This window comes from Methylobacterium organophilum (genome assembly GCF_022179465.1).
Lineage (GTDB): Bacteria > Pseudomonadota > Alphaproteobacteria > Rhizobiales > Beijerinckiaceae > Methylobacterium > Methylobacterium organophilum.
The window spans coordinates 100,343-123,984 of sequence record NZ_BPQV01000011.1 but is presented as its reverse complement, the minus strand read 5'-3'; the positions used below and the strand labels follow the sequence as shown (position 1 = coordinate 123,984).

Sequence of the window (23,642 nt, the reverse complement as noted above, 5' to 3'; positions counted from 1 at the left end):
AGAATAAGTTCCCTTTAACGCGCAATCGCCATGGTGCCGGGTCGACGGGGCAGAACCCAGACCGGATGATGACGAACGGGAGATTGCACGGGGCCGAGGTGCGTGGCACGCGCCAGATGGCGGGCTTCCTCCGCGGTCTCGACCGCCGGCTGATCGCGGGCTGTGCCTTGGGGCTGATCGCCGTGGCCCTGCTCGGCGCCTGTGCCGCCCTCCTCCTTCGGGAAAGCGAGGCCGAGCGCGACCAGACGGCCTGGATCGATGCCGGCCTGCACTCCGCGGACACCGTCGGCCTCACCTTCGATCGGTTGCGGGCGGCCTATGCCCGGCCATCGACAGAGGATGCCCCGGCCGGTGCCGCGCCGCGCGAGGTTGATGATCTGCGCCTGCTCCTGAAGGCGCATCTCGCCGCCGTCCTGCTCGGCTCCCGCTCGGTTTCCGCGAGCCAAGCGGCGATGGACGCCCGCGACACGCTCGAGGATTGGCACGCGGAGGTCGTGGCGCAGCGCGCGAAGGCTTTTCCCGATGCGGCCGGGCGCGCCGCGGTCGACCGCGCCGCCCGGGTGGCGGGCATCCAGATCGAGCGGATGAAGGCTGCCCTCGCTGCGGACAAGGCCCTGCAGATCCAGGCGGCCGGTCGCGCCGCGCGCCTGCGCGGGGACATCCTCTCCGCCGCGACCCTGTTCGCCACGGCCATGGTGGCCGGCATGGCGTTGATGCTGTGCGCGCGGCGGTCGCGCCGGCGGGGGGAGGGGCCGATCGCCCCGCTTCCCGTGCCGGCCGTGGCCGAACCCGCCGACAGCGAGGCCTCGGCCGACAGGGATCCCCTGGTCGAGGACGCCCAGCCGGACGCCGAAGAGGCGGGTTCGGCCGTGGTCGTCTCGGACGGCGCGGCCCTTCCGCCGGAGAGGGAGGAGGGGGCGGCGATCGCGGATCATGCGCGCCTCGCCACTGCCGAGACCGAGAACCGCCGGCTTACCGATGCCCTCGAGACCATGTCGCAGGGCCTGTGCCTCTACGACGAGAGCGGCCGGCTCGCCGTGGTGAACGCCCGCTACAGCGAGATCTACCGGCTGCCGCCGGGCGCGGTCCGGGTCGGCATGTCGTGCGCCGAGGTGATGGCGGCGAGCCTGGCGGCGGGCAACCACCCGGCCCAGGAACTGTCGGACCTCCTCCAGACGATGGAGACCCTCGTCGTCGCGGACGATGCCTCGCATTTCCAGGAGCTTGGCGACGGCCGCGTCGTCGCGATCCGCGCCCGTCCGACCCGGGGCGGCGGCTTCGTCGCCACCTACGAGGACGTGTCCGAGCGCTGGGAGGCCGAGACGCGCATCGCCCACATGGCGCGCCACGACGCCCTCACTGAATTGCCGAACCGCGTCCTCCTGCGCGAGCGCATCGAAGCCGCCCTGACGCAGGTCGGTTGCGAGGCAGGGTTCGCGGTGCATTGCCTCGATCTCGATCACTTCAAGCAGATCAACGACACCCTCGGCCACAATGTCGGCGACGAGTTGCTCTGCGCGGTCGCGCACCGGCTGCGGGCCTGCATCCGAGACATCGACACCGTGGCCCGGCTTGGCGGCGACGAATTCGCCATCGTCCAGCTCGGGATCGAGACGCCGGAGGACGCCGTGGTGCAGGCCTGCCGGATGGTCGAGGTGCTGCGGGAGCCCTACGCGCTGACCGAGCACACCGTGACGGTCGGCGTGAGCATCGGCATTGCCATCGCCCCCGAGGACGGCAAGACGGCGAGCCGGCTTCTAAAATACGCCGACGTGGCCCTCTACCGGGCCAAGGCCGAGGGCCGCGGCCGCCACCGCCTGTTCGAGCCGGAGATGGGCGAGCGGCTCCAGGCCCGGCGGCTCCTGGAGATCGACCTGCGCGAGGCGCTCGCGCGCGACGCCTTCGAGCTCCATTACCAGCCGATCTACAGCTTGGCCGACGACCGGATCTGCGGCTTCGAGGCCCTCCTGCGCTGGAACCATCCCGAGCGCGGCCGCGTCTCCCCGGCCGAGTTCGTGCCGCTCGCCGAGGAGATCGGCTTGATCGTCCCGCTCGGCGAGTGGGTGATCCGTCAGGCCTGTGCCGAGGCCCGGCGCTGGCCGGAGGGCCTTAAGGTCGCGGTGAACGTCTCCCCGGCCCAGTTCGTCTCCGCGCGCCTGATCGAGATCGTGCGCGACGCCCTGTCCGAGAGCGGCCTCTCCGCCGGCCGGCTCGAGCTGGAGATCACCGAGACGGTGCTCCTCCAGAACGGGGGCGCCACCGTCGCCATGCTGCACGCCCTGAAGACGCTGGGCGCGCGCATCTCCATGGACGATTTCGGCACCGGCTATTCGTCCCTGAGCTACCTGCGCAGCTTCCCCTTCGACAAGATCAAGATCGACCAGGCCTTCACGCGGGACCTCGCCGTGGAGAACGGCTCCGATTTCATCGTGCGTGCCGTGATCAGCCTCGGTGCGAGCCTCGGCATGACCACCACCGCGGAGGGTGTCGAGACGCCGGAGCAGCTCGCGCGGCTGCGTGAGGAGGGATGCGACGAGGTGCAGGGCTATCTGTTCAGCCGGCCGGTGCCGGCGGCGGAACTGCCCGCGCTCATCGCCCGCTGGAACGGCGCCCAGCGCGCCGTGGCCTGAGCCGCCGCTCCGCGCCTCAATCCGGGAATTCGAGTTGGGCGCCGGCCTTCAGAAAGGCCATCGGATCGACTGGCTCGCCGTCGATTCGGGTCTCGTAATGCAGGTGGCTGCCCGTCGAGCGGCCGGTCGAGCCGGCATAGCCGAGCACCGTGCCGGCGGCGATCCGCTGGCCCGGCGACACGGCATAGCCGGAGAGATGGGCATAGCGGGTGAGCACGCCCTGCCCGTGATCGACCTCGACCATGTTGCCGTAGCCGCCCGCGTATTCCGCGGCGGTGACGCGGCCCGGCGCGGTCGCGCGCACCGGCTCGCCGGCCTCGGCGCGCAGGTCGATTCCTGTATGCAGGGCATAGCCGCGGGTGAAGGGATCGAGGCGGGAGCCGAAGCTGCTCGTCAGGGCCGGATCCCCCGGCAGGGGCTTGCGCAGAGGCAGGTCGAGGGCGAGGCGCCGCATCCGCACCTCCTCGTCCACCTGCCGCCGGGCCTCGGCGAGCGCGACAGAGAAGGCGTCCGAGGGCAGCGGCACCAGGGGGCCGCCCATGGCCTCGGTGGGGCGGCGGTAGCGTGCGAGGTCGAGCCCCGTCCCGGCAATCAGGTCGCGGAAGCGCCCGGCGCTGCGGGCCGAGCGCGCGGTGACCGTGGCCAGGAACCGGAACTGCGCCGCGGACAGGCCGTCGAGGCGCCGCTCCACGTTCGCCAGTACCGGGCCGGGGTCATGCCCGATCCTGTCCGCCCGGTCGTCACGCCCGCGCAGCACCTGGGCCTCGGGCGCTCCCGGGGCGGGCGCCGCGGTGGCATGCGAGAGGGGGATATCCGGCTCCGGCGCGGTCTCGGCTCCCTCCGGCAGCGCGCTGCCCAGGCCGGACAGGGTCGCCTGCCGCCGTTCGAGCAGCCTCTGGCGCTCGGCGATGGCCGTCAGCCGGCTCGCGAGGTCGGCCTCGCTGCGCCGGGCGTCGTTGGACCGTCGATCGAGCTCGTGGCGGAGCGTGTCGATTCGCGCTTCGTAGGCGGTGCGCAGGGCGGTCTGCTGCGCCATGAAGCGCGCCAGCACCTCGTCGTGGAACACGAGATAGTAGCTCGCGGCGCCGGCCCAGAGCGTGCTGGCCGCGAGTGCGACGCGCAACGGCCAGACGGAGCGCCGGCCCGCCGTCGCCCCGCGTGGCCCCTGGTGTCTGGAAGGCACGGACGGCATGGCACCTGCAGGCCGATTTCTCTCGGTCGATGCATGCGCCGACATGGTTAAGGAAGGGCTTCCGATGCCCCCGGCCGCTCGTCCCGAAGCAGAAATCTGTCAAGGGCCGATTGTGGCAGTGTTGCTTTTCGGCGGCCCGATCCGGCGGTGAGGCCCGTGGTGAACGATTGTTAAGCTTGGCCTCTTCCAGCCGGATTCCCCCCCGCGATACACTGGGTCGAATCATCTAGACGGTGATCCGTGCGCCGGTCGCCGCCGGACGCGGAGGGGGCGGCGTCGCGCCGTGCGGGCAGCGTGTCTGCGCCTCACCGGCGGCGATCGGAGGCGGGGCGGATCATGAGGCTCGAACGGACGGTGCGCGCAGGGATGCGTGCCGGCGGTCTGGCCGTCGTTCAGGCCTGCGGCATGATGCCGGCGGCCGCGCAGCCCGTGGTCCTGCCCGAGCTGCGGCACGGCCTGGTCGGCATTCCGACGCACATCTTCACTGCCTTCGCCGTCGTCAGCGGCATCACTCTCTTCGCGACCATCCTGTCGATCCTGTATCTGCGCGAGCGCAGCCGCTGGGGCAGCCGCGAACGGCACCTGCTCTCCGAGCTGGCGGCCCTGCGCGGCGCCCAGGACCGGGCCGAGACCCTCCTCAACGCCGAGCGGCAGGTCATCGTCACCTGGGCCGGCCGCGGCGAGCCCGCCCTGGAAGGGGATGCGAGTTTCGCGCTCGAAGGCCGGGTTGCCGGGAGCGGGCGCGCCCTCCTCGCCTTCGCGACCTGGCTCGCCCCGCAGGATGCTGCCACCCTGGAGGCGGCGACGGAGGCGCTGCGCCAGCGCGGCACCGCCTTTCGCCTGACCCTGCGCGGCCTGTCCGGCCGCTTCGTCGAGGCCCAAGGCCAGGCGGTGAGCGGCCGGGCGATGCTGCGCCTGCGCGAGACCACGGAGGAGCGGCGGGAGCTGGTGGAGCTGCGCGCCATCCTCGACGAGGCGCGCCGCAGCCTCTCCGCCCTCGCTACCCTGCTCGATGCCATCCCGCAGCCGATCTGGCATCGCGGGCCGGAAGGCAGCCTCGCCTTCGTCAACGCGGCCTATGTCGCGGCCGTGGAAGGCGGGACCCGCGAGGCCGTGATCGCGGAGGGCACGGAACTCTTCGACCGGAGCGCCCGGGACCAGATCGCCCGCCATGCCGGCCAGCCGGGGCCGGCCCGGCCGATGCGCCTGTCGGCGGTGGTGGCCGGCGGCCGCCGCATCCTCGATGTCAGCGAGACCGCGACGGAGGCCGGCCATGTCGGCATCGCCGTCGACGTGTCGGAACTGGAGAGCGTGCGCGCCGACCTCCAGCGCCAGATGGACGCCAATGTCCGCACCCTCGATCAGATCCCGACCGCGGTGGCGATCTTCGATGCCCGCGAGCAGCTGGTCTTCCACAACGCGGCCTATCAGAAGCTCTGGGACCTCGATCCCGCCTTCCTCGACAGCGGCCCCCGGGACGGCGAGATCCTGGAGAGCCTGCGCGCCGCGCGGAAGCTGCCGGAGCAGGCCGATTTCCGCTCCTGGAAGGCGGATGTCCTCGCCGCCTACCGCGCGGCGGAGGCGACCGAGACCTGGTGGTATCTGCCCGACGGCCGCACCCTGCGCGTGGTGGCCGATCCCAATCCGCAGGGCGGCCTGACCTACCTGTTCGAGGATGTCTCCGAGAGCATGAAGCTCGCCTCCCGCTACGACGCCCTGATGAAGGGTCAGGCGGAGACCCTCGACGCCCTGCGCGAGCCGGTGGCGGTGTTCGGCGCGGACGGGCGGCTGACGCTGGCCAATCGCGCCTTCGCCGCGATCTGGAAGGTCGACGAGAAGATGCTCACCGGCCGCCCGCGCATCGACGCGGTGATCGAGGCCTGCCGCATCCTCTCCCCCGACGAGGGGCCCTGGGCCGATATCCGCCAGGCGATCACCGGCCTGAGCGAGACCCGCGACGGGCTGGCCTGCCGCCTGCGGGTGGTCGACGGCACGGTGCTCGACTGCACCGCCCAGCCCCTGCCCGAGGGCGCGACGCTGCTCACCTTTATCGACGTGACCGCGAGCGTGAACGTGGAGCGGGCGCTCACCGAGAAGAACGACGCCCTGGAGCGCGCCGCGCAGCTGCGCGACACCTTCGTCCACCACGTCTCCTACGAACTGCGCTCGCCCCTCACCAACATCATCGGCTTCACCCAGCTCCTCGGCGACGAGACGGTCGGTGCCCTCAACGAGCGCCAGCGCGAGTATTCCGAGCACATCATGCGCTCCTCGGCGGCGCTGCTCGTCATCATCAACGACATCCTCGACCTCGCCTCGATCGATGCCGGCTCCCTGGAACTGCAGCGCGAGACCGTGGACGTGCAGGCCACCGTCGAGGCTGCCCGGCGCGGCATCGAGGACCGGCTCGCGGAGTCCCAGGTTGCCCTCGATCTCGACGTGCCGGCCGACATCGGCAGCTTCAGCGCCGACGGCAAGCGCGTGCGCCAGATCCTGTTCAACCTGCTTTCCAATGCTGTGGGCTTCTCCGAGCCCGGTCAGCGCATCCGCGTCGAGGCGCGGCGCCGTGCGAGCGAGATCTGCCTGCGGGTGACCGACACGGGGCGCGGCATCCATCCCGAGGTCATCGAGCGCGTGTTCGAGCGCTTCGAGAGCCACACCCTCGGCACCCGTCACCGCGGCGTCGGCCTCGGCCTGTCGATCGTGCGCTCCTTCGTCGAGCTGCACGGGGGGCGGGTCGAGATCCGCTCGCGGCCGGGGGAGGGGACGCAGGTCTCCTGCTACTTCCCGGCGGAGGCGCCCGACGAAAACCGTGCTGCCGCCGAATAGTCGCTCACCGCCTCCGCGGTTTTGCGATAAGGATCCCAGTCAAGGACGAGAGCCCGCGCGGTGATGCCGGTGCGGGCGGGGGCGGTTTCGGAGAAGGCGATTGTCGACCAACGGGGACGAGGCGGCCCGGGCGCCGGCCTGGGAGATCGTGCTGCCGGAGGAGGGCGCCACCGAGGATCTCGGCCGCTTCCTGGCCGGCATGCTCCTGCCCGGCGATCTCGTGATGCTCGGCGGCGGCCTCGGGGCCGGCAAGACGACCATGGCCCGGGCGATGATCCGCGCGCTCACCGGCGATGACGCCCTCGACGTGCCGAGCCCGACCTTCACCCTGCTCCAGCCCTATGAGGGGGTCGGCGGCCGCAGCGTGATCCATGCCGATCTCTACCGCCTGCGCGGTTCCGACGAATTGGTCGAACTCGGCTTCGACGAGTTGACCGACGCGGCGATCACCCTGGTCGAGTGGCCGGACCGCCTCGGCCCGCGCGACAACCCGATCCTGTCCGTCGAATTGTCCCTGCGCCCGGAATTCGGCGAGGGCTCGCGCTTCGTGCGCATCGAGACCCGCAACGGCATGGAGGAGCGGCTCGTTCGCGCCCGCGCGATCCGGCGCCTGCTGGCGCAATGCGGCTGGGACGATGCCGATCGGGTGCTGATGCAGGGGGATGCCTCCTCCCGCGCCTATGAGCGCCTCGTCCGCCCGGAGACCGGCGAGACCGCCGTGCTGATGATCGCCCCACCCCGCCCCGACGGGCCGCCGGTGCGCGACGGCAAGCCCTACAGCGCCATCGTCAAGCTCGCCGAGAGCATCGACGCCTTCGTCGCCATGGATCGGGGCCTGCGGGCGCTCGGCTTCTCGGCGCCCAAGATCATCGCCGAGGACCGGCCGCGCGGTCTCCTCGTGCTGGAGGACCTGGGCAGCGAGCCCGTGGTCGAGAACGGCGCGCCGCGGCCGGAGCGCTACTCGGAGGCGGTGCGCCTGCTCGCCAAGCTCCATGCCACGCCGCTGCCCCTCAAGCTGCCGGTGGCCGAGGGCGTCGAGCACGCGCTGCCGCGCTACGATCTCGAAGCCCTGCTGTTCGAGACGGAGCTGATGCCCGAGTGGTACACGGCCCATCGCGGCCTGACCCTCGGCCCGGAGGCCAAGACCGAGTTCCTCGCCCTCTGGGCCGAGGCCCTGGGCGACCTCGTGAACGAGCCGGCGACCTGGACCCTGCGCGACTACCACTCACCGAACCTGATCTGGCTGGCGGAGCGGGCAGGGCTGGAGCGGGTTGGCCTGATCGACTTCCAGGACGCCGTGCTCGGCCACCCGGCCTACGATCTCGCCTCGCTCCTGCAGGATGCCCGGGTCGATGCCAGCGCGGAGTTCGAGCTGCGGCTGCTCGGCCTCTACATCCGTGAGCGCCGGGCCCGGGACGCGCAGTTCGACTTGGAAAAGTTCGCCCGCGCCTACGCCGTGCTGGCCGCGCAGCGGGCCACCAAGATCCTCGGCATCTTCGCCCGCCTGAACAAGCGCGACGGCAAGCCGGGCTATCTCGCCCATCTGCCGCGGATCGAGGGCTATCTCGCGCGCAACCTCAACCACGCCGCCCTGCAGGGCCTGCGGCGCTGGCACGAGACGCATCTGCCGGGCCTCGCCCCGGGCGGGCCGGCCGACCCGCCCGTCTGATGCGCCGACCGCGGGCTTGACGCGGCGGCGGCCTTGCCCACCATGCCGCCGCACCGGAGGGTGCCCCGTCGATTGGACCGGCCGCAGAGCCGCTCTCGCAAGGATGCCCGACCGGCATGAGCCAGCCCGCCATCACCCGCGCCTTCATCCTCGCCGCCGGCCTCGGCAAGCGCATGCGGCCGATCACGGCGACGCTGCCCAAGCCTCTGGTCGAGGTCGCCGGCAAGGCGCTGATCGACCACGCCCTCGACCGGGCCGCCGAGGGTGGCATCGCGGAGGCGGTGGTCAACGTGCACTGGCTGGCCGACCTGATCGAGGGCCATCTCGCCCGCCGGGATGGGCCGCCCCGCCTCGTCGTCTCCGACGAACGCGCCGCCCTGCTGGAGACTGGCGGCGGGGTGAAGAAGGCCCTGGCGCGCTTCGGCGATCAGCCCTTCGTGGTGTTCAACTCGGATTCCTTCTGGCTCGAGGGGCCGAAGCCCAACCTCGCCCGGCTGATCGACAGCTGGGACGGCGAGGCCATGGACATTCTGCTCCTGGTCGCGCCGACCGCGACGAGCCTCGGCTACGAGGGGGCGGGCGATTTCCTGATGGAGGCCGACGGGCGCCTGCAGCGCAGGCCCGAGAGCGGCGTCGCGCCCTTCATCTATGCGGGCGTGGCGATCCTCACCCCAGCCCTGTTCGCGGACACGCCGGAGGGCAGCTTCTCCCTGAACTTGCTGTTCGACCGGGCGATCGAGCGCGGCCGCCTCTATGGCCTGCGCCTCGACGGCCAGTGGCTGCATGTCGGCACGGCCGAGGCCATCGCTGCCGCCGAGCAGCGCGTCCGCGAGAGCGCGCAGGTTCCCTGATAAGCTACCGCTTGGTCAGGCCGCCGAGCACGTTGCGCAGGATCGCGTTGCCCACCTCGGTGCCGACCTTGCGGGCCATGGAGCGGGCGGCGTTGGCGATGACCTGCTCGGCGAGGCTCGGCGGCGGGCGGCGTCCCCGCCCGGCGGCCTTGCCTTTGGCCGGCGCCTCGGCCGCGCCGCCGCCGCCGAGGATGCCCCCGAGCCAGCCGCCGAGCATGCCGGAAAGGCCGCCCTCGGTCTGGCCCGCCGCCTCGGCGGGGGCGCTGTCGAGATCCTTGCGCTTGGCGAGCATCTCGTAGGCGCTCTCGCTGTCGACCGCCTCGTCGTATTTCCCGCGCAGGGGGCTCGCCTGGATGATCGCCGCCCGTTCCGCTGGGGTCAGGGGGCCGACGCGCCCCTGCGGCGGGGCGATCAGCGCCCGTTCCACCATCGAGGGCGTGCCCTTGGCTTCGAGGAAGCTCACCAGCGCCTCGCCGACGCCGAGCTCGGTGATGGCCTTGGCCACGTCGAAGCCAGGGTTCTGGCGGAAGGTCTCGGCGGCGGCGCGCACGGCCCGCTGGTCGCGCGGGGTGAAGGCGCGGAGGGCATGCTGCACCCGGTTGCCGAGCTGGCCGAGCACGGTCTCCGGCACGTCGAGGGGGTTCTGCGTCACGAAATAGACGCCGACGCCCTTGGAGCGGATCAGCCGCACCACCTGCTCCACCGCGTCGAGCAGCGCCTTGGGTGCGTCGTTGAACAGCAGATGCGCCTCGTCGAAGAAGAAGACCAGCTTCGGCTTGTCGAGGTCGCCGACCTCGGGGAGCTGCTCGAACAGCTCCGAGAGCATCCACAGCAGGAACGAGGCGTAGAGGCGCGGCCGCTGCATCAGCTTGTCGGCGGCCAGGATGTTGACGAAGCCGCGGCCCTCGCGATCCGTGCGCATGAAGTCCGACAGGTTGAGGGCCGGCTCGCCCAGGAATTTGTCCGCGCCCTGGTTCTCCAGCACGAGCAGCGCCCGCTGGATCGCGCCGATCGAGGCGTTCGAGACGTTGCCGTAAGTGGCCGAGAGCTCCTTGGCGTTCTCGGACAGGAAGGTGAGAAGCGCCCGCAGGTCCTTCAGGTCGAGGACGGGCCACTGATTCTCGTCTGCCACCCGGAAGGCGATGTTGAGCACGCCCTCCTGGGTGTCGTTGAGCTCGAGGAGCCGCGCGAGCAGGAGCGGCCCCATCTCGGTCACCGTGCAGCGGATCGGGTGGCCCTGCTCGCCGAACAGATCCCAGAACACGGTCGGGAAACGGTCGGGCTCGTAGGGGATGCCGAGTTCCTCGGCGCGCTTCACGAAGGGCGGCTTGGCCTCGCCTGCGGCGGCGAGCCCGGAGAGATCGCCCTTGATGTCGGCGGCGAAGACCGGGACGCCGGCATTGGAAAAACCCTCGGCCAGCACCTGCAGGGTCACGGTCTTGCCGGTGCCGGTGGCGCCCGCCACCAGGCCGTGCCGGTTGGCGAGCCGCAGGGTCAGCACCTCGGGCTTGGGCGGCTTGCCCGTGCTGCGGCCCACCAGGATGGTGCCCTCGCTCGCCATACCCGTCATGCCGCCCTCGCGCCGTGAGCCGTCCCTGGGGATCTTATGGCCGGGCCGGCCCGCCGGATCCAGCGCCGGCCGCTCGCGCTCCCTTGATTTCCCCGGCCCCACGTCGGACAGACGGAGGCGTCAAACAGAGGAAGCGTTTCATGGACGAGCTGATTGCCCGTGTCACCGGCCGGACGGGGATCGATGCGGCCACCGCGCAGACCGCCATCGGCCATATCCTGGCCTTCCTGCAGAAGGAGGGGCCGGCGACGGAGGTGAACCAGCTGATTTCGGCGCTGCCCGGCTCCGAGGCCGCCATCGCCCAGGCCAACGGCGCGGAGAATGGCGGCGGCCTGATGGGCATGCTCGGGGGCATGATGGGGGGCGGCGTGATGGCCCTCGGCCAGAAGCTGATCTCGGCCGGCGTGCCGATGAACCAGATGCAGCCCCTCGGCCAGGAGCTGTTCGCCTATGGCCGCGAGAAGGCCGGCGAGGACGTGATGGGCCCGATCGTCGGCTCGATCCCCGGCCTCAGCCAGTTCGTCTGAGGTAGCTGCCTCTCTCCCGGAGCCGCAGGCCGATTCCGGGAGACGCCCTGGGCCGCGCTTCCGATGTCCCGCCGTTTCTCCGTTGAGGAAACGCGCGGGCTGTCACGACTGTCTTCCCGAACCGCCGCCCTGGGGGGCGTCTCCCGGATTCGCTGTGCTAGAAGCCCGGCGGGGCCGGGCGGAAAAGCCGCCAGCGGGAGCGTGCGCGTCGAATGGCAGAAGCGGAGCGGTTGATCGAAGCCGGCACGCCGGAATTCCGGCGCACCACCATCGCCCTCTTCGCCGCCGGCTTCTCGACCTTCGCCGTCCTCTACGGCGTGCAGCCGCTGCTGCCGGTCTTCGCCGACGTTTTCGCGGTCTCTCCCGCCGAGAGCAGCCTCGCCCTGTCGCTGCCCTGCGCGACCCTGGCCCTGTCCCTTCTCCTCGTCAGTCCGATCTCGGAGGTGCTGGGGCGCAAGCCGGTGATGACGGCCTCGCTCTTCGCCTCCGCCCTGCTGACCCTGGCCGCCGTCTTCATGCCGAGCTGGCACGGCTTCCTCGTGCTCCGGGCCCTGACGGGGATCGCCGCGAGCGGCCTGCCGGCAGTGGCCATGGCCTATCTCAGCGAGGAGATGCATGGCCGCGCCATCGGCCTGTCGATGGGGCTGCTCATCGGCGGCAATGCCCTCGGCGGCATGGTCGGCCGGCTGCTCGCAGGCATCATCGCCGATCACGCCTCCTGGCGCTGGGGCCTCGGCATCATCGGGGTTCTGGCGCTTCTGGCCGCCTTCGCCTTCCTCTACGGGCTGCCGGCCTCGCGACGGTTCGAGCGCCATGCCATGCGCTGGCGCGAGGTGCCGGGCACCTTCACCCAGCATTTCCGCGACGCCGGCCTGCCCTGGCTCTTCCTGGAGCCCTTCCTGCTGATGGGCGGCTTCGTCTGCGTCTACAACTATATCGGCTTTCGCCTGCTCGAGCCGCCCTTCGCCCTGAGCCAGACGGTGATCGGCGCGATCTTCGTGGTCTATCTCGCCGGCACCGCGAGCTCGGCCCTGACCGGCGAGATCGCGAGCCGGCTCGGGCGGCGCCGGGTGCTGTGGCTCGCGATCCTGCTCGGCCTCGGCGGCATCGCCCTCACGCTCTCCAGCAGCCTGATCCTGATCATCCTCGGCATCGTCGTGGTCACGGTGAGCTTCTTCGGCGCCCATTCCGTGGCCTCAAGCTGGATCGGCCGGCGGGCCCTGCGCGACCGCGCCCAGGCCTCGGCGATCTATCTCTGCATGTACTATCTCGGCTCCTCCGTCCTCGGGACGGCGGGGGGCTGGTTCTTCCTCCATTACGGCTGGACTGGGGTCGCCGCCTTCTTCGGCAGCCTCTACGGCGCGGCCCTCCTCGTCGCCCTGCGCCTGGCTCGCCTCGCACCCCTGCCGGAACGGGTCACCCCGAAGGCGTAGGAGGCGAGTTGGCAGTGGAGCTTATGTGGTTGGTGTCAGGGTCGGAATGGTGAAGCACACTCCTCGCCTCTTGGGCGAGGAGTGTGCGGCCATCGCTTCCATCGTCCGGAAACGGGATGACCCAGGCTGAGAGAGGCGCTCCATCCGAGACGTGTAGCGTGAACCCGATCCACGCAGGCGGGGCGAGGAGCTTCGCGCGCGACCGGATATCCAATCGCCGCCGAAGCACCTACCCCGAGATCCGCGCCGCCTCGATCAGGCGGCGGGCGATGGCGGCGTAGTCGCCGTCGAAATGGTGGCCGCCTTCGAGGCGCACCTTGGCCACGCCCGCGAGGCTCGGATCGGTGCAGGCGGGGGCCTTTTCCTCGGAGCCGTAGACGCAGAGGACCTTCTGCGGCGGCAGGCCGGCGATCTGCGGCACGACCTCGTGGGCGCCGCCCATGCCGAGAAACCCCTTCACCGAGACGCTGAAGCCGGTGGAGCGGCCCGGGCCGAGCAGGCCGATCAGGCTCACGCGCTTGCGCAGGGCGTCGGGCAGGTGCGGCCAGGAGAAGGGGAACACGTCGGCGCCGAAGGAGAAGCCGAGCACGATCACCGGAAGGCGGCCGCTCGGATCGGCCTGGCGCACGATCGCGGTGGTGTCGGCGGCCACCGTCTGCGGGCTGCGATCGGCCCAGAAGTAGCGCAGGGCGTCGACGCCGACGACATGGATGCCGTCCTGCGCCAGCTGCTCGCCGATCACCTTGTCGATGGTGCGCCAGCCGCCGTCCCCGGAGAAGAACACCGCCAGCGCCTTCGGGGCGCCGCTCGCAGGCAGGTCGACGAGGGGAAGGCTGTCCGTGCCGGAATCCTGCGCCGCCATGGCGGCCACGGCGTCGATGGCCTGGGCCTGGCGTTGGCCGGCCTCGGCCTCCGCGTGCTGCTCCGGGGCGAAGGGGCCAGCACCGGGCACGGTCGGGTCCGCGGGCGCGGCCTCGGCGGCGATCACGGTCAGCGGCGCCTGCAGGTGCTCGGCGCGGGGATAGGCGAAGCCGCCCTCTGCCGGCGCGGAGGGGCCGCAGGCCGGGCGCAGCATGGCGAGGACGGGCGCGGGATCGAGGGCCACCACCCCGGCCAGGGTCGCGGCCAGCGTCTGCCCGGCAATGGCCCGGGCCATGGTGCCGCCTTCGCCGAGGCCGATCACCACCGGATGGAAATAGCGCTGGGCGCCGAGCTCCCTCTGCGCCTCCTTCGAGAGCTCCTCGATGTCCGAATAAGGATTGACGCAGGCCCCCGCCTCCTTGGCCAGGCCCTGCTTTACCCTGGCGAGGTCGAGGCTCATCACGATCAGGCCGCGGTGGCGCAGGGCGGCCTCGACGGCCTTCTCCCGCGCCCCGATCCCATCCCGGTCGGAGATCAGGATGGCGAGCCCGGTCGGATCGTGGTCGGGCAGGTCGACGGACACGTCCTTGATGCGCCCGGAGGAGGCCTTCACCGGGGTGGCCGCGGCGATCAGCGTCGGGCTCGGCCGCAGCACCTTCAGGGCGAAGGCGCCCCCGCCGGCCGCGAGGATCAGGGCGGCCGCCGCCAGAAGGCGCCGGCGCCGGGCGGGCTTCGGAGCGGCGTTCGGGGCCGTCACCGGCGGATCAGCCCCAGGGGCGAGCCGCTCACCAGCGTCGCCACGTCGATCAGGGTCTTGGGCGTCTGCAGGCCGCCGGGGCAGATCAGGTAGTAAGGCGTCCAGACGGGATCGAATTTCTGCTTGAAGCTGCGCAGCCCGTCGAAGCTGTAGAGGTCGGCGCCGCGCCGGTAGAGGAAGGCGCCGAAGCGATTCCAGCGGGAGGCGAGGCGCCGGTCGACGAGGCCCGAGAGGGGGGCCGCGCCGAGGTTGAACCAGCGATAGCCCTCCGCCTTGGCGGCGAGGAGCAGGTTCGCGAACAGCGCGTCCATGATCACCTTGGAGGCGTCCGGCGCGTAGCGGATCAGGTCGATGGCGATCTCGTGCTTCTCGGCGCCCCGCCAGAGATTGGCGAAGGCCACGATCCGGCCCGCCTTGCGCATCACCGCGATGTCGAAATGGGCGAGATAGGTCGCGTCGAAATAGCCGAGGGAGAAGCGCTTCTCGCCGCCCTGCTTCATCGCGAGCCAGGCATCGGAGACGGCGCGCAATTCGTGCATCGCGGCCCGCACCCGGGCCTGCGGCAGGATCTCGAAGGTCAGCCCCTCCTTCTCCGCCCGGCGCTGACCGTAGCGCAGGTCGTGACGGCTCGCGCCCTTGAGGGAGAAATCGGCCAGCGGCACCCGCGCCACCTCGCCGAGCTTGAGGGCGGTGAGCCCCATATCGAGGAAGAGCGGCAGGTTCTCCGGTCCGACCCCGTAGAAGACCGGTCGCGCCCCGGCCCGGTCCGCATGCTCGCGGAAGGACCAGGCCAGCTCTGCGACCCGGGCGGCGGGGGCGACCGGCTCGCCCAACGCCACGAGGCTGCGGCCGGACTGGGCGTACATGACGAAGCCCTGGCCCTCGTCGCCGATCAGGAAGCGCTTGTCGCCGAGCAGCGCCAGGGCGGAAGCCGCGTGCGGGGAGCGCGCCACGGCCTCGACCACCGCCTTCGGTACGGGGAAGCGGGCCCGGCGATGATCGTGCCGGCGCCGGTAGACCGCGCTGTCGAGGCCGATGGCGGCAAGCCCCACGCCGAGGGCGAAGGACAGGCGCAGTGCGCTCGACGCGTTGCCGCTCCACGAGACCTGCCACCAGAGGGCATCGGCATCGGCGAGGTGGTTCCAGTCGATGAAGCCGAGGCCGGCCGAGACCAGGACGAGGGCGGCCACGCCCGCGAACCAGCGCCGGCTCACCACGAAGGGGTTGTGGCTCTGGCTACGGTAGAACGAGTTGCGGGTGACGGCGAGCAGCCCGGCAATGGCCAGCAGCAGAGTCGCCTCCTCCCAGTCGAGCCCGCGGCCCAGGGAGAAGCCGGCCCCGAGCACGAGCAGGATCAGCGCCGCCTTCCAGGCCCGGGCGAGCCGCCGGTTCAGTCCCCGGGCGAGCACCAGCAGGGCCACGCCGACCAGGGCGGCGGCGAAATGCGAGCCCTCCATGAAGGGCATCGGCACGATGTCGGAGAGCATGTCGACCCGCACGGCGAGGTCCCGCGTCGCGCCGGAGGCGAGCAGCATGGCGCCGCCGAACAGGGCGGTGCCGGCGGCCAGTCGCGGCACCATCGGCTCGAGGATCCGCGCCGGGCCGGCGAAGACCGCGCGGCGGCGCCAGCTCTCCAGGCCGGCGAGCCAGAGCAGGGCCACGCCGAAGGGCATCAGGGTGTAGATGACCCGGTAGGCGAGCAGGCTGCCCAGCACATCGGCGCGCCCGCCGAGCCCGAGGCTCGCGATCAGGGTCGCCTCGAAGGCGCCGAGGCCGCCGGGGGCGTGGCTGACGATGCCGATCACCGTCGCGGCGACGTAGATCAGCAGGAAAGCCGGGAAGTTGCCGACCGCGTCCTGCGGCATCAGCACGTAGAGGGTGGCCGCCGCTGCGGTGAGATCGACGATGCCGGCGGCGATCTGGACCATGGCCGCCCGGGAGGTCGGCAGGCGGAACGAGACCCGGCCGACCCGCACCGGCCGCTCGCTGCGGCCGAGCCAGATCACCATGCCGAAGACCAGGGCGAGCACGGCGGCGCCAGCGGCGGCATCGAGCTCGGGATGGTAGCGGGCGAGCCCCGGCAGGTTCTTCGGCCCGAGCATCAGGGCCACCGCCGCCATGGTGACCAGGGAGACGAGCAGGGCGAACCAGGAGGCGCCGAGGATGCGCCCGACATCGGCGAGGCCGCCGGCCCGGTCGCCGTAGATCCGGTAGCGGAGCGCTCCCTGGGTGAAGAGCGGGAAGCCGAGGGCGTTGGAGACGGCGTAGCCGCCGGCGCCGGCCGCGGCGGCGAGCCCGCGGGGGATCCGGCCCGGCGCCACGGTCTCCACCGCGACGAGATCGTAAACTGCCACGGCCGCGAAGCTGACGGCCGTGAACAGCACGGCGAGCCCGAGCAGCGGATCGGGAATCTGGTCGTAGGCCTGGGAGATCGCCTCCAGGGTCACGGTGCCGAGCATCCGGTGGATCACCAGGATGGCGAGCAGGCTGACGCCGAGGCCGACCGCCGGGGGCAGGGCGCGGCGCAGCAGCACGAGGCCCTGGGGCAGCAGCCCGCGGGTGGGAGCGACGGCCGCTGCGGCCACGGTTGCGCTGGACTCGGAGGCGGGGCTCTGCTCGGTCGGCGTCTCGATGCGCGTGGTCATGTCGACGTGATCGGTCCTGGCTGCGCGGGCACCGCCTGAGTCGGCGGGGCACGCGCGAATGCCGCTTCTCACCCGAAATCCCCCAACACAGGCTGAACAAACCGGAGGCAGGTGTGGCGCGTATGGCGCCTATTGCCGGTCGGTTTGTCGAAATTCTGGCGTCGGCCGCGCCGGATGGCGATAGAGGGAGCCTCGCGAAACCCGTCGCTCCACCTCATGCTGCTCGACCTTCTCCGCGTCCTGGCCACGCCCGCGCCCCGCGACCATCGCCGGCTCGGCTGCGTGGGCGACAGCATCCGCACCGGCTCCCGCGCCCGGCGCTGCGCGGCCGCCTGGGCGCCGCATCTCGCCGCGACCCGGAGCGTCATCCGTGCGGCGATCGACGGCACGGAGACGCGCGGCACCGCAGTGGTGCTGGGCTCGGGCCATCTCGACGACGTGCCCCTCGACGACCTCGCCGGCGCCTTCGCCCGGGTGGTGCTGATCGATGCCGTGCATCCGCTGCCCGCGCGCCGGGCGGCCCGGGTGCGGGGCAACGTCACCCTGCTGACGGCCGACCTGAGCGGCAGCTTCGCGCTGCTGCTCGGGCGCCGGGATGGGCTCGGGGCCATGCTGCCGGCCATCTGCGCCGCGCCGGAGACCGGGCTCGTGGTTTCGGTCAACCTGCTCTCGCAGCTGCCGATCCGTCCTGTGGAGCGGCTGGAGGCGTCGCGCCGGCCCCTCGGCGGCTACGCGCCGGAGGACGGGGACGCCCTCGGGCGCGCCATCGTGGCGGGGCACCTCGCCGCCTTGGGTGCGCTCTCCGCCCGGATCTGCCTCGTCACCGACACGGAGGAGATCGAGGAGGAGCGGGACGGCCGCGCGCAGGAGCGGCTCGATCTGCTCTACGGCGTCGGCCTGCCGGTGCCGGCGCGCCGCTGGGTCTGGGAGCTCGCCCCCTTCGGCGAGGGGCCGCCGGGCCGGCGCCTGCTCCACCCCGTCTCGGGCTATCCGGATTTCCGGCCCGGGTGAGAGCGGGCCGCGGCTCTGCGCGGAACGCCGCAGGAACCGCCGATTCCGCGAAGGGGTTGCACCGAGCGTAACCCTCGGCGGAGCCGGCGATGAGCGACGTGAAGATCGAAGCCTACGAGGATCCTGCCGGGGGCTGGGGCTCCGCCCGCTCCCTGTTCGACATCCTGACCCGCGAGCAGATCCCGGCCTCCGGCGCGGCCATGCTGATGAAGCAGAACAAGCCGGACGGGTTCATGTGCGTGTCCTGCGCCTGGGCGAAGCCGGCCAAGCCCTCGACCTTCGAATATTGCGAGAACGGCGCCAAGGCGACCGCCTGGGAGCAGACCCGCAAGCGCGTCGGGCCGGATTTCTTCGCCCGGCACAGCGTCACCGAGCTGCTCGCCTGGGAGGATTACGACCTGGAAGAGAAGGGTCGGCTGACCCATCCCCTGCGCTACGACCCCCAAAGCGACCGCTACCTGCCGGTGAGCTGGGAATCGGCCTTCGCGGAGATCGGCCGCGAGTTGAAGGGCTTCGCCCCGAAATCGGTGGTGTTCTACTCCTCGGGCCGGGCTTCGCTGGAGACGAGCTACATGTACGCGCTGTTCGCGCGGATGTACGGCAACAACAACCTCCCCGATTCCTCGAACATGTGCCACGAGTCGACCTCGAAGGCGCTGCCGCAATCGATCGGCGTGCCGGTGGGCACCACGGTTCTCGAGGATTTCGAGACCACCGACCTGATCCTGTTCTTCGGCCAGAACGTGGGCTCCAATTCGCCGCGGATGCTGCATCCGTTGCAGGAGGCGCGCCGGCGCGGGGTGCCGATCCTCTCCTTCAACCCCCTGCGCGAGCGCGGGCTGGAACGCTTCACCAACCCGCAATCCCCCGTCGAGATGCTGACCAAGTCCTCGACGCAGATCGCGACGCAGTTCCACCAGGTGAAGGCCGGGGGCGACATCGCCGCCATCACCGGCATCTGCAAGGCGCTGATCGCCGCCGACCGGGCGGCGCAGGAAGAGGGCCGGCCGCGCCTCCTCGACGTCGACTTCATCGCCGAGCACACCCACGGCTTCGAGGCCTTCGTCCGTTTCTGCGACGGCCAGGACTGGGCCGCCCTCGAAGCGCGCTCCGGCCTGAAGCGCGAGGGCCTGGAGGCCGCCGCCGCGGTCTACGCCCAGGCGCGCGCCGTGATCGGCATCTACGGGATGGGGCTGACCCAGCACCGCCGCGGCACCGAGACGGTGCAGATGCTCGTCAACCTGCTGCTGCTGCGCGGCAACCTCGGCAAGCCCGGCGCCGGGATCTGCCCCGTGCGCGGCCATTCCAACGTCCAGGGCCAGCGCACCGTCGGCATCGCCGACGAGCCCTCGCTGGTGCCCCTCGACAAGCTCAAGGAGCTCTACGGCTTCGAGCCGCCCCGGGAGAAGGGCCTCAACACCGTGGAGACCTGCGAGGGCGTGCTCGCGGGCGAGGTGAAGGCCTTCGTCGGCCTGGGCGGCAACTTCGTGCGCGCCATCCCCGACACGCAGCGCATGGAGGAAGCCTGGCGCTCCCTGCGCCTGACCGTGCAGGTCTCGACCAAGCTCAACCGCTCGCATCTCGTCCATGGCGAGATCGCCTATATCCTGCCCTGTCTCGGCCGCATCGAGATCGACCAGCAGGCGAGCGGGCCGCAGGCGGTGTCGATGGAAGACTCGACCTCCTGTTTCCACGGCTCCCGCGGCGTGGCGCGGCCGGTGAGCGAGCAGGTCCGCTCCGAGCCCTGGATCGTGGCCGAACTCGCCAAGGCGGTGCTGCCGCCGAATCCGAAGGTCGACTGGGACGCCTGGGTCGGCGACTACGCCAAGGTGCGCGACGCGATCGAGACGACCTATCCGGACACATTCAAGGACTTCAACAAGCGCCTGTTCGAGCCCGGCGGCCTGCACAAGCCGCTGCCGGCACGGGAGCGCAAATGGGAGACGGAGACGGGCAAGGCCAATTTCCTCCTGCCCCCGGACGGGCTGGAAGCCGATCCCGACATGCCGATCCGCAGCCGCGACGTGCTCGACCTGATCACCCTGCGCTCCAATGACCAGTTCAACACCACGGTCTACGGCTATCACGACCGCTTCCGCGGCATTTCCGGCACCCGCCGGGTGCTGTTCATGAACGAGAACGACATCGCCCGCCTGCAACTCGCCGACGGTGAGGAGGTCGATGTGGTCACCGACGCCTCGGACGACATCACCCGGGCGGTGCGGGGCCTGCGCATCGTCCGCTACGAGATCCCGGAGGGGAACTGCGCCGGCTACTACCCGGAGCTGAACGTGCTGATCCCGCTCTGGCACCACGACGTGCAGGCCAAGACCCCGGCGGCCAAGGCGATCCCGGTGCGCGTCACCCGCGCGGCGGAGCCCGTCGCCGCCGCGTGAGCGGCTTTGATGCGGCGCAGCCCTCGACGGATGCGCCGCGCAATCCATATGCGCTGGGCATGGACGGAAAGGACGCAGCCCACGCGCGACGACAGGCGATCATCGATCGCCTGCTGCGCGACGCCACGACCCCCCCGGGGCGTCTGGCGCTGCCGAGCCACGAGGCCCTGCCCGCCGACATCCGCATGACCATCGACCGGCTCCTCGCCAAGGCCGATGCCGAGCGCCGCCGCTCCCTGACCTACGACGACCTCGAAGAAGCCCTCCCGCCCCGCGACGTCACGGCCGACGACCTGGAGGCGATCTTCTGGGTGCTGGCGGAATACGGGATCGAGGTGGACGAGGACGAGTGAGCCTCTCGGGATGACCCGAGCGGGTGTCGCGCATTCCTCCTTGCCCCGCACGCGGTGATCGGATGCGCACCTCTCATCTCGTGCCCGGCTGATCGGCTCGGTCGCGGCGCGTTTTTCCTCACCTTTGAGAGGTGTCGCCGCGAAGCGGACGGAGGGGCCGGTATCGGGGATACCGGCCTCACGCGCCCGCGCACCTGCGCCACCGCGTTGCGCGCGGTCCCTAACTCGCCCGGAGGGCGAGGAGAGGCGCTAGCCTCAAGTCTTCGAAGGTCGTCGGATGCTTGCCCGCAAAGCGCGCCTTCGGTGCGATATCGGAATGTGAACTTCCGACCCTCCCGGACCTTTAAGCGGGCAAGGGCAGACGACCGGCCGGGACAGAAAGCGGACGATATGGAGCTGGCGCAGCCCGCCCAGGCCGCGCTTGACAGCGCCTGTGTCGCCGGTATCCCATACGGCTGATGGGGAAGGCGATCTCCTCATGAGGCTAAGGCCAAAGTATCGCGTCCCTTCTGCACGTGTTGCAAGGACGCGCCATGGCTACGCCCAACACCATCTCCGTCGAAAAACTCGCGCGCCTGATTGGCACTCCAGGCTGTCCGGCCGTCATCGATGTGCGCACCGACCGGGAATTCCTCGCGGACCAACGCCACGTGCCCGGCGCGCTTGTCCGGGCGCCCGACCGGGTCGCCGAGTGGGCACCGGGATTGCGCGGCAGGTCCGTCGTGGTCGTCTGTGAGGATGGGCGTCGGAACAGCCACGGCGTCGCCGCGTGGCTGCGTAGCGCCGGGGTGAATGCCGAGGCCCTGCAGGGTGGCATCGCGGACTGGGCGGCCGCCGAACTGCCGATGGTTCCAGCCGACAAGATCCGCAACCGCGACGAGCAGGGCCGCACCGTCTGGGTTACGCGCGCCCGGCCCAAGGTCGACCGCATAGCCTGCCCCTGGCTCATCCGCCGCTTCGTCGACCCGGACGCGGTCTTCCTGTTCGTGCCGCCGGGCGAGGTGGCCGGCGTCGCGGACCGGTTCGAGGCTGCTCCGTTCGACATCGACGACCCGGGCATCTTCTGGAGCCACCGGGGCGAGCTGTGCACCTTCGACGTCATGGTCGAGGAGCTTGGCCTCGCCACGCCGCCACTCCTGCACCTCGCGACCCTGGTGCGAGGAGCCGACACGGCCCGGCCGGATCTCGCCCCGGAGGCCGCCGGCCTTCTCGCCGCCTCGCTCGGCCTGTCGCGCCTTTACGCGGACGACCTCGCACAGCTCGATGCCGGGATGCTCCTCTATGACGCCTTCTACCGGTGGTGCCGGGACGCGACGGAGGAGACCCACAACTGGCCCACCAACAAGCCCAAGGCGAGAGCCTGACCATGGCCGCGACCGCACGTATCCAGACCGCGCCGGAGACCGGCGTGGCCGCCCCGGAAGCGCCGCTGCCCGTGACCTTGGCCGAGGCCGTCCCGGTCTGGGCCCGCATCGCCGCGCTCTCCTTCGGCGGGCCGGCCGGGCAGATCGCGGTCATGCACCGCATCCTGGTCGAGGAGAAGCGCTGGATCTCCGAGAACCGCTTCCTGCACGCCCTGAACTTCTGCACGCTCCTGCCGGGACCGGAGGCGCAGCAACTCGCCACCTACGTGGGCTGGCTGATGCACGGCACCCGCGGCGGCCTCGTCGCGGGCGGGCTGTTCGTCCTGCCGGGCGTCGTCGCCATCATGGCGCTGAGCTGGGTCTACGCGCTCTACGGCAATGTCGGCCTTGTCGCCGGCCTGTTTTTCGGCCTCAAGGCGGCGGTGCTCGCCATCGTCCTCCAGGCCGTGATCCGCATCGGCAAGCGGGCACTCAAGGGCCCCGTGATGGTCGGCCTCGCCGCGGCGGCGTTCGTGGCCATCTTCTTCCTCGGCGTACCCTTCCCGCTGATCGTGCTGACGGCCGGCGTCATCGGCTACCTCGGCGGCTTGGCTGGACTGCCGCAGTTCAAGACCGGCGGGCATGGGGCCGGCGGCAAGGGGGTGGATGGCCCCTTCCTGCTCGACGACCACGAACTCCCGCAGGAGCGGGCCGCCGCCGGGCACACGCTGCGGATGCTGCTCGCCTGGGGCGCGCTCTGGCTGGTGCCTGTCGCGGCCATCCTCCTCGCCCTCGGGCCGGGCGACGTCTTCAGCCAGGTCGCGGTGTTCTTCTCCAAGATGGCGATGGTGACCTTCGGGGGCGCCTACGCGGTGCTGTCCTACGTCGCCCAGCAGGCGGTGGAACACTACGGCTGGCTCAAGCCCGGCGAGATGCTCGACGGCCTTGGCATGGCCGAGACCACGCCCGGTCCGCTCATCATGGTCACGCAATTCGTGGGCTTCATGGCGGCGTTCCGGAACCCCGGCGCCTTGCCGCCGCTGGTCGCCGGCACGCTTGGCGGGCTTCTGACCACCTGGGTGACCTTCGCGCCCTGCTTCCTCTGGATCTTCGTGGGCGCGCCTTACGTCGAGCGCCTGCGCGGCAACAGGGCCTTAGCCGGCGCGCTCTCGGCGATCACCGCGGCGGTGGTCGGCGTGATCCTCAACCTCGCCGTCTGGTTTGCTCTTCACACCGTTTTCGCCGAGACGCGCCCGTTCGCGGCCGGGCCGGTCCGTTTCGACGTGCCGGTGCCGTCGAGCCTGAACCCGTGGGCGCTCGCCCTGGCGGCCGCGGCGGTGCTGGCGGTGTTCCGATTCAAGATCGGCATGGTTGAGGCCCTGTTGGCCAGTGCGGCGGTCGGCGTTGTCCTGCACGTCGTCGGCGCTGTGTAGGGCTGCCGGATCTCGACGTCCTCCCGTTCAGGCCCGTCTCGTTCGAGCCGGAGCGGGATGCGGCGCCGTTGAGCCTGTTGCGCGTGCCGCGCACGCTTCTGGGTGCCGTCGAGGCGCGGGGCGTGTCCTCCACCCGCGACAT

Annotated in this window: 15 protein-coding genes; 11 read left to right on the top strand and 4 right to left on the bottom strand. The window is 71.3% G+C overall.

Features of this window, described 5'->3' with window-relative positions:
* Positions 1-584: 584 nt before the first annotated feature.
* A complete protein-coding gene (locus MFF21_RS17905; RefSeq protein ID WP_444543581.1) occupies positions 585-2,630 on the top strand; it encodes a putative bifunctional diguanylate cyclase/phosphodiesterase in 2,046 nt (681 codons plus the stop codon).
* A gap of 16 nt (positions 2,631-2,646) precedes the next feature.
* Here MFF21_RS17905 and MFF21_RS17900 read toward each other — a convergent pair whose 3' ends face one another.
* On the bottom strand, positions 2,647-3,753 hold the full coding sequence (locus tag MFF21_RS17900; RefSeq protein WP_238312663.1) for a M23 family metallopeptidase: 1,107 nt from the start codon (positions 3,751-3,753) through the stop codon (positions 2,647-2,649).
* Between the two features lie 405 nt (positions 3,754-4,158).
* Here MFF21_RS17900 and MFF21_RS17895 point away from each other — a divergent pair, with 405 nt between their 5' ends.
* The 3 genes from MFF21_RS17895 to MFF21_RS17885 all read left to right on the top strand — a co-directional run bounded on the left by MFF21_RS17895 (position 4,159) and on the right by MFF21_RS17885 (position 9,171).
* Positions 4,159-6,651: a sensor histidine kinase gene (locus tag MFF21_RS17895; protein WP_238312661.1), complete on the top strand. Its 2,493-nt coding sequence runs from the start codon at positions 4,159-4,161 to the stop codon at positions 6,649-6,651.
* 100 nt (positions 6,652-6,751) lie between these two features.
* Positions 6,752-8,320, top strand: coding sequence for a tRNA (adenosine(37)-N6)-threonylcarbamoyltransferase complex ATPase subunit type 1 TsaE (gene tsaE / locus MFF21_RS17890; RefSeq protein WP_238312659.1), 1,569 nt, complete (start codon positions 6,752-6,754; stop codon positions 8,318-8,320).
* 116 nt (positions 8,321-8,436) lie between these two features.
* The gene (locus tag MFF21_RS17885) at positions 8,437-9,171 is read left to right on the top strand and encodes a nucleotidyltransferase family protein (protein ID WP_238312657.1); all 735 of its coding nucleotides are present in this window, start codon (positions 8,437-8,439) and stop codon (positions 9,169-9,171) included.
* A 4-nt stretch (positions 9,172-9,175) separates the two neighbouring features.
* On the opposite strand, the gene MFF21_RS17880 is transcribed toward MFF21_RS17885, so the two are convergent.
* Positions 9,176-10,732: a helicase HerA-like domain-containing protein gene (locus MFF21_RS17880; RefSeq protein WP_373325049.1), complete on the bottom strand. Its 1,557-nt coding sequence runs from the start codon at positions 10,730-10,732 to the stop codon at positions 9,176-9,178.
* A gap of 149 nt (positions 10,733-10,881) precedes the next feature.
* On the opposite strand from MFF21_RS17880, the gene MFF21_RS17875 reads away from it, so the two are divergent.
* Both MFF21_RS17875 and MFF21_RS17870 read left to right on the top strand, forming a co-directional pair.
* Positions 10,882-11,268 (top strand): DUF2267 domain-containing protein, encoded by a 387-nt coding sequence (locus MFF21_RS17875; protein WP_238312653.1) that lies wholly within the window; start codon positions 10,882-10,884, stop codon positions 11,266-11,268.
* A 212-nt stretch (positions 11,269-11,480) separates the two neighbouring features.
* The gene (locus MFF21_RS17870) at positions 11,481-12,701 is read left to right on the top strand and encodes an MFS transporter (protein WP_238312651.1); all 1,221 of its coding nucleotides are present in this window, start codon (positions 11,481-11,483) and stop codon (positions 12,699-12,701) included.
* A gap of 229 nt (positions 12,702-12,930) precedes the next feature.
* On the opposite strand, the gene MFF21_RS17865 is transcribed toward MFF21_RS17870, so the two are convergent.
* Complete coding sequence (locus MFF21_RS17865; RefSeq protein ID WP_238312650.1) at positions 12,931-14,319, bottom strand: AcvB/VirJ family lysyl-phosphatidylglycerol hydrolase; 1,389 nt, start codon at positions 14,317-14,319, stop codon at positions 12,931-12,933.
* Positions 14,316-16,964 (bottom strand): bifunctional lysylphosphatidylglycerol flippase/synthetase MprF, encoded by a 2,649-nt coding sequence (mprF, locus tag MFF21_RS17860; protein WP_238312648.1) that lies wholly within the window; start codon positions 16,962-16,964, stop codon positions 14,316-14,318. The genes MFF21_RS17865 and mprF overlap by 4 nt, the downstream gene beginning before the upstream one ends.
* A gap of 216 nt (positions 16,965-17,180) precedes the next feature.
* On the opposite strand from mprF, the gene MFF21_RS17855 reads away from it, so the two are divergent.
* The 5 genes from MFF21_RS17855 (at position 17,181) to chrA (ending at position 23,500) form a co-directional block, all read left to right on the top strand.
* On the top strand, positions 17,181-17,975 hold the full coding sequence (locus MFF21_RS17855) for a hypothetical protein (protein ID WP_238312647.1): 795 nt from the start codon (positions 17,181-17,183) through the stop codon (positions 17,973-17,975).
* Between the two features lie 89 nt (positions 17,976-18,064).
* Positions 18,065-20,371 (top strand): FdhF/YdeP family oxidoreductase, encoded by a 2,307-nt coding sequence (locus MFF21_RS17850; protein ID WP_238312645.1) that lies wholly within the window; start codon positions 18,065-18,067, stop codon positions 20,369-20,371.
* Positions 20,372-20,430: 59 nt separating this feature from the next.
* Entirely contained in the window at positions 20,431-20,724 is a 294-nt protein-coding gene (locus MFF21_RS17845) for an RNA polymerase sigma factor region1.1 domain-containing protein (protein WP_238312644.1), read from the top strand.
* Between the two features lie 533 nt (positions 20,725-21,257).
* Positions 21,258-22,088: a chromate resistance protein ChrB domain-containing protein gene (locus MFF21_RS17840; protein WP_238312643.1), complete on the top strand. Its 831-nt coding sequence runs from the start codon at positions 21,258-21,260 to the stop codon at positions 22,086-22,088.
* 2 nt (positions 22,089-22,090) lie between these two features.
* Entirely contained in the window at positions 22,091-23,500 is a 1,410-nt protein-coding gene (gene chrA, locus MFF21_RS17835; protein ID WP_238312641.1) for a chromate efflux transporter, read from the top strand.
* Positions 23,501-23,642: the final 142 nt, after the last annotated feature.

Coding starts and splice junctions, on each gene's coding strand:
- MFF21_RS17840 (WP_238312643.1), top strand. CDS start 21,258: ATGGCTACGCCCAACACCATCTCCGTCGAAAAACTCGCGCGCCTGATT.
- MFF21_RS17855 (WP_238312647.1), top strand. CDS start 17,181: ATGCTGCTCGACCTTCTCCGCGTCCTGGCCACGCCCGCGCCCCGCGAC.
- mprF (WP_238312648.1), bottom strand. CDS start 16,964: ATGACCACGCGCATCGAGACGCCGACCGAGCAGAGCCCCGCCTCCGAG.
- MFF21_RS17880 (WP_373325049.1), bottom strand. CDS start 10,732: ATGGCGAGCGAGGGCACCATCCTGGTGGGCCGCAGCACGGGCAAGCCG.
- MFF21_RS17845 (WP_238312644.1), top strand. CDS start 20,431: ATGGACGGAAAGGACGCAGCCCACGCGCGACGACAGGCGATCATCGAT.
- MFF21_RS17895 (WP_238312661.1), top strand. CDS start 4,159: ATGAGGCTCGAACGGACGGTGCGCGCAGGGATGCGTGCCGGCGGTCTG.
- MFF21_RS17850 (WP_238312645.1), top strand. CDS start 18,065: ATGAGCGACGTGAAGATCGAAGCCTACGAGGATCCTGCCGGGGGCTGG.
- chrA (WP_238312641.1), top strand. CDS start 22,091: ATGGCCGCGACCGCACGTATCCAGACCGCGCCGGAGACCGGCGTGGCC.
- MFF21_RS17870 (WP_238312651.1), top strand. CDS start 11,481: ATGGCAGAAGCGGAGCGGTTGATCGAAGCCGGCACGCCGGAATTCCGG.
- MFF21_RS17885 (WP_238312657.1), top strand. CDS start 8,437: ATGAGCCAGCCCGCCATCACCCGCGCCTTCATCCTCGCCGCCGGCCTC.
- MFF21_RS17875 (WP_238312653.1), top strand. CDS start 10,882: ATGGACGAGCTGATTGCCCGTGTCACCGGCCGGACGGGGATCGATGCG.
- MFF21_RS17905 (WP_444543581.1), top strand. CDS start 585: ATGAAGGCTGCCCTCGCTGCGGACAAGGCCCTGCAGATCCAGGCGGCC.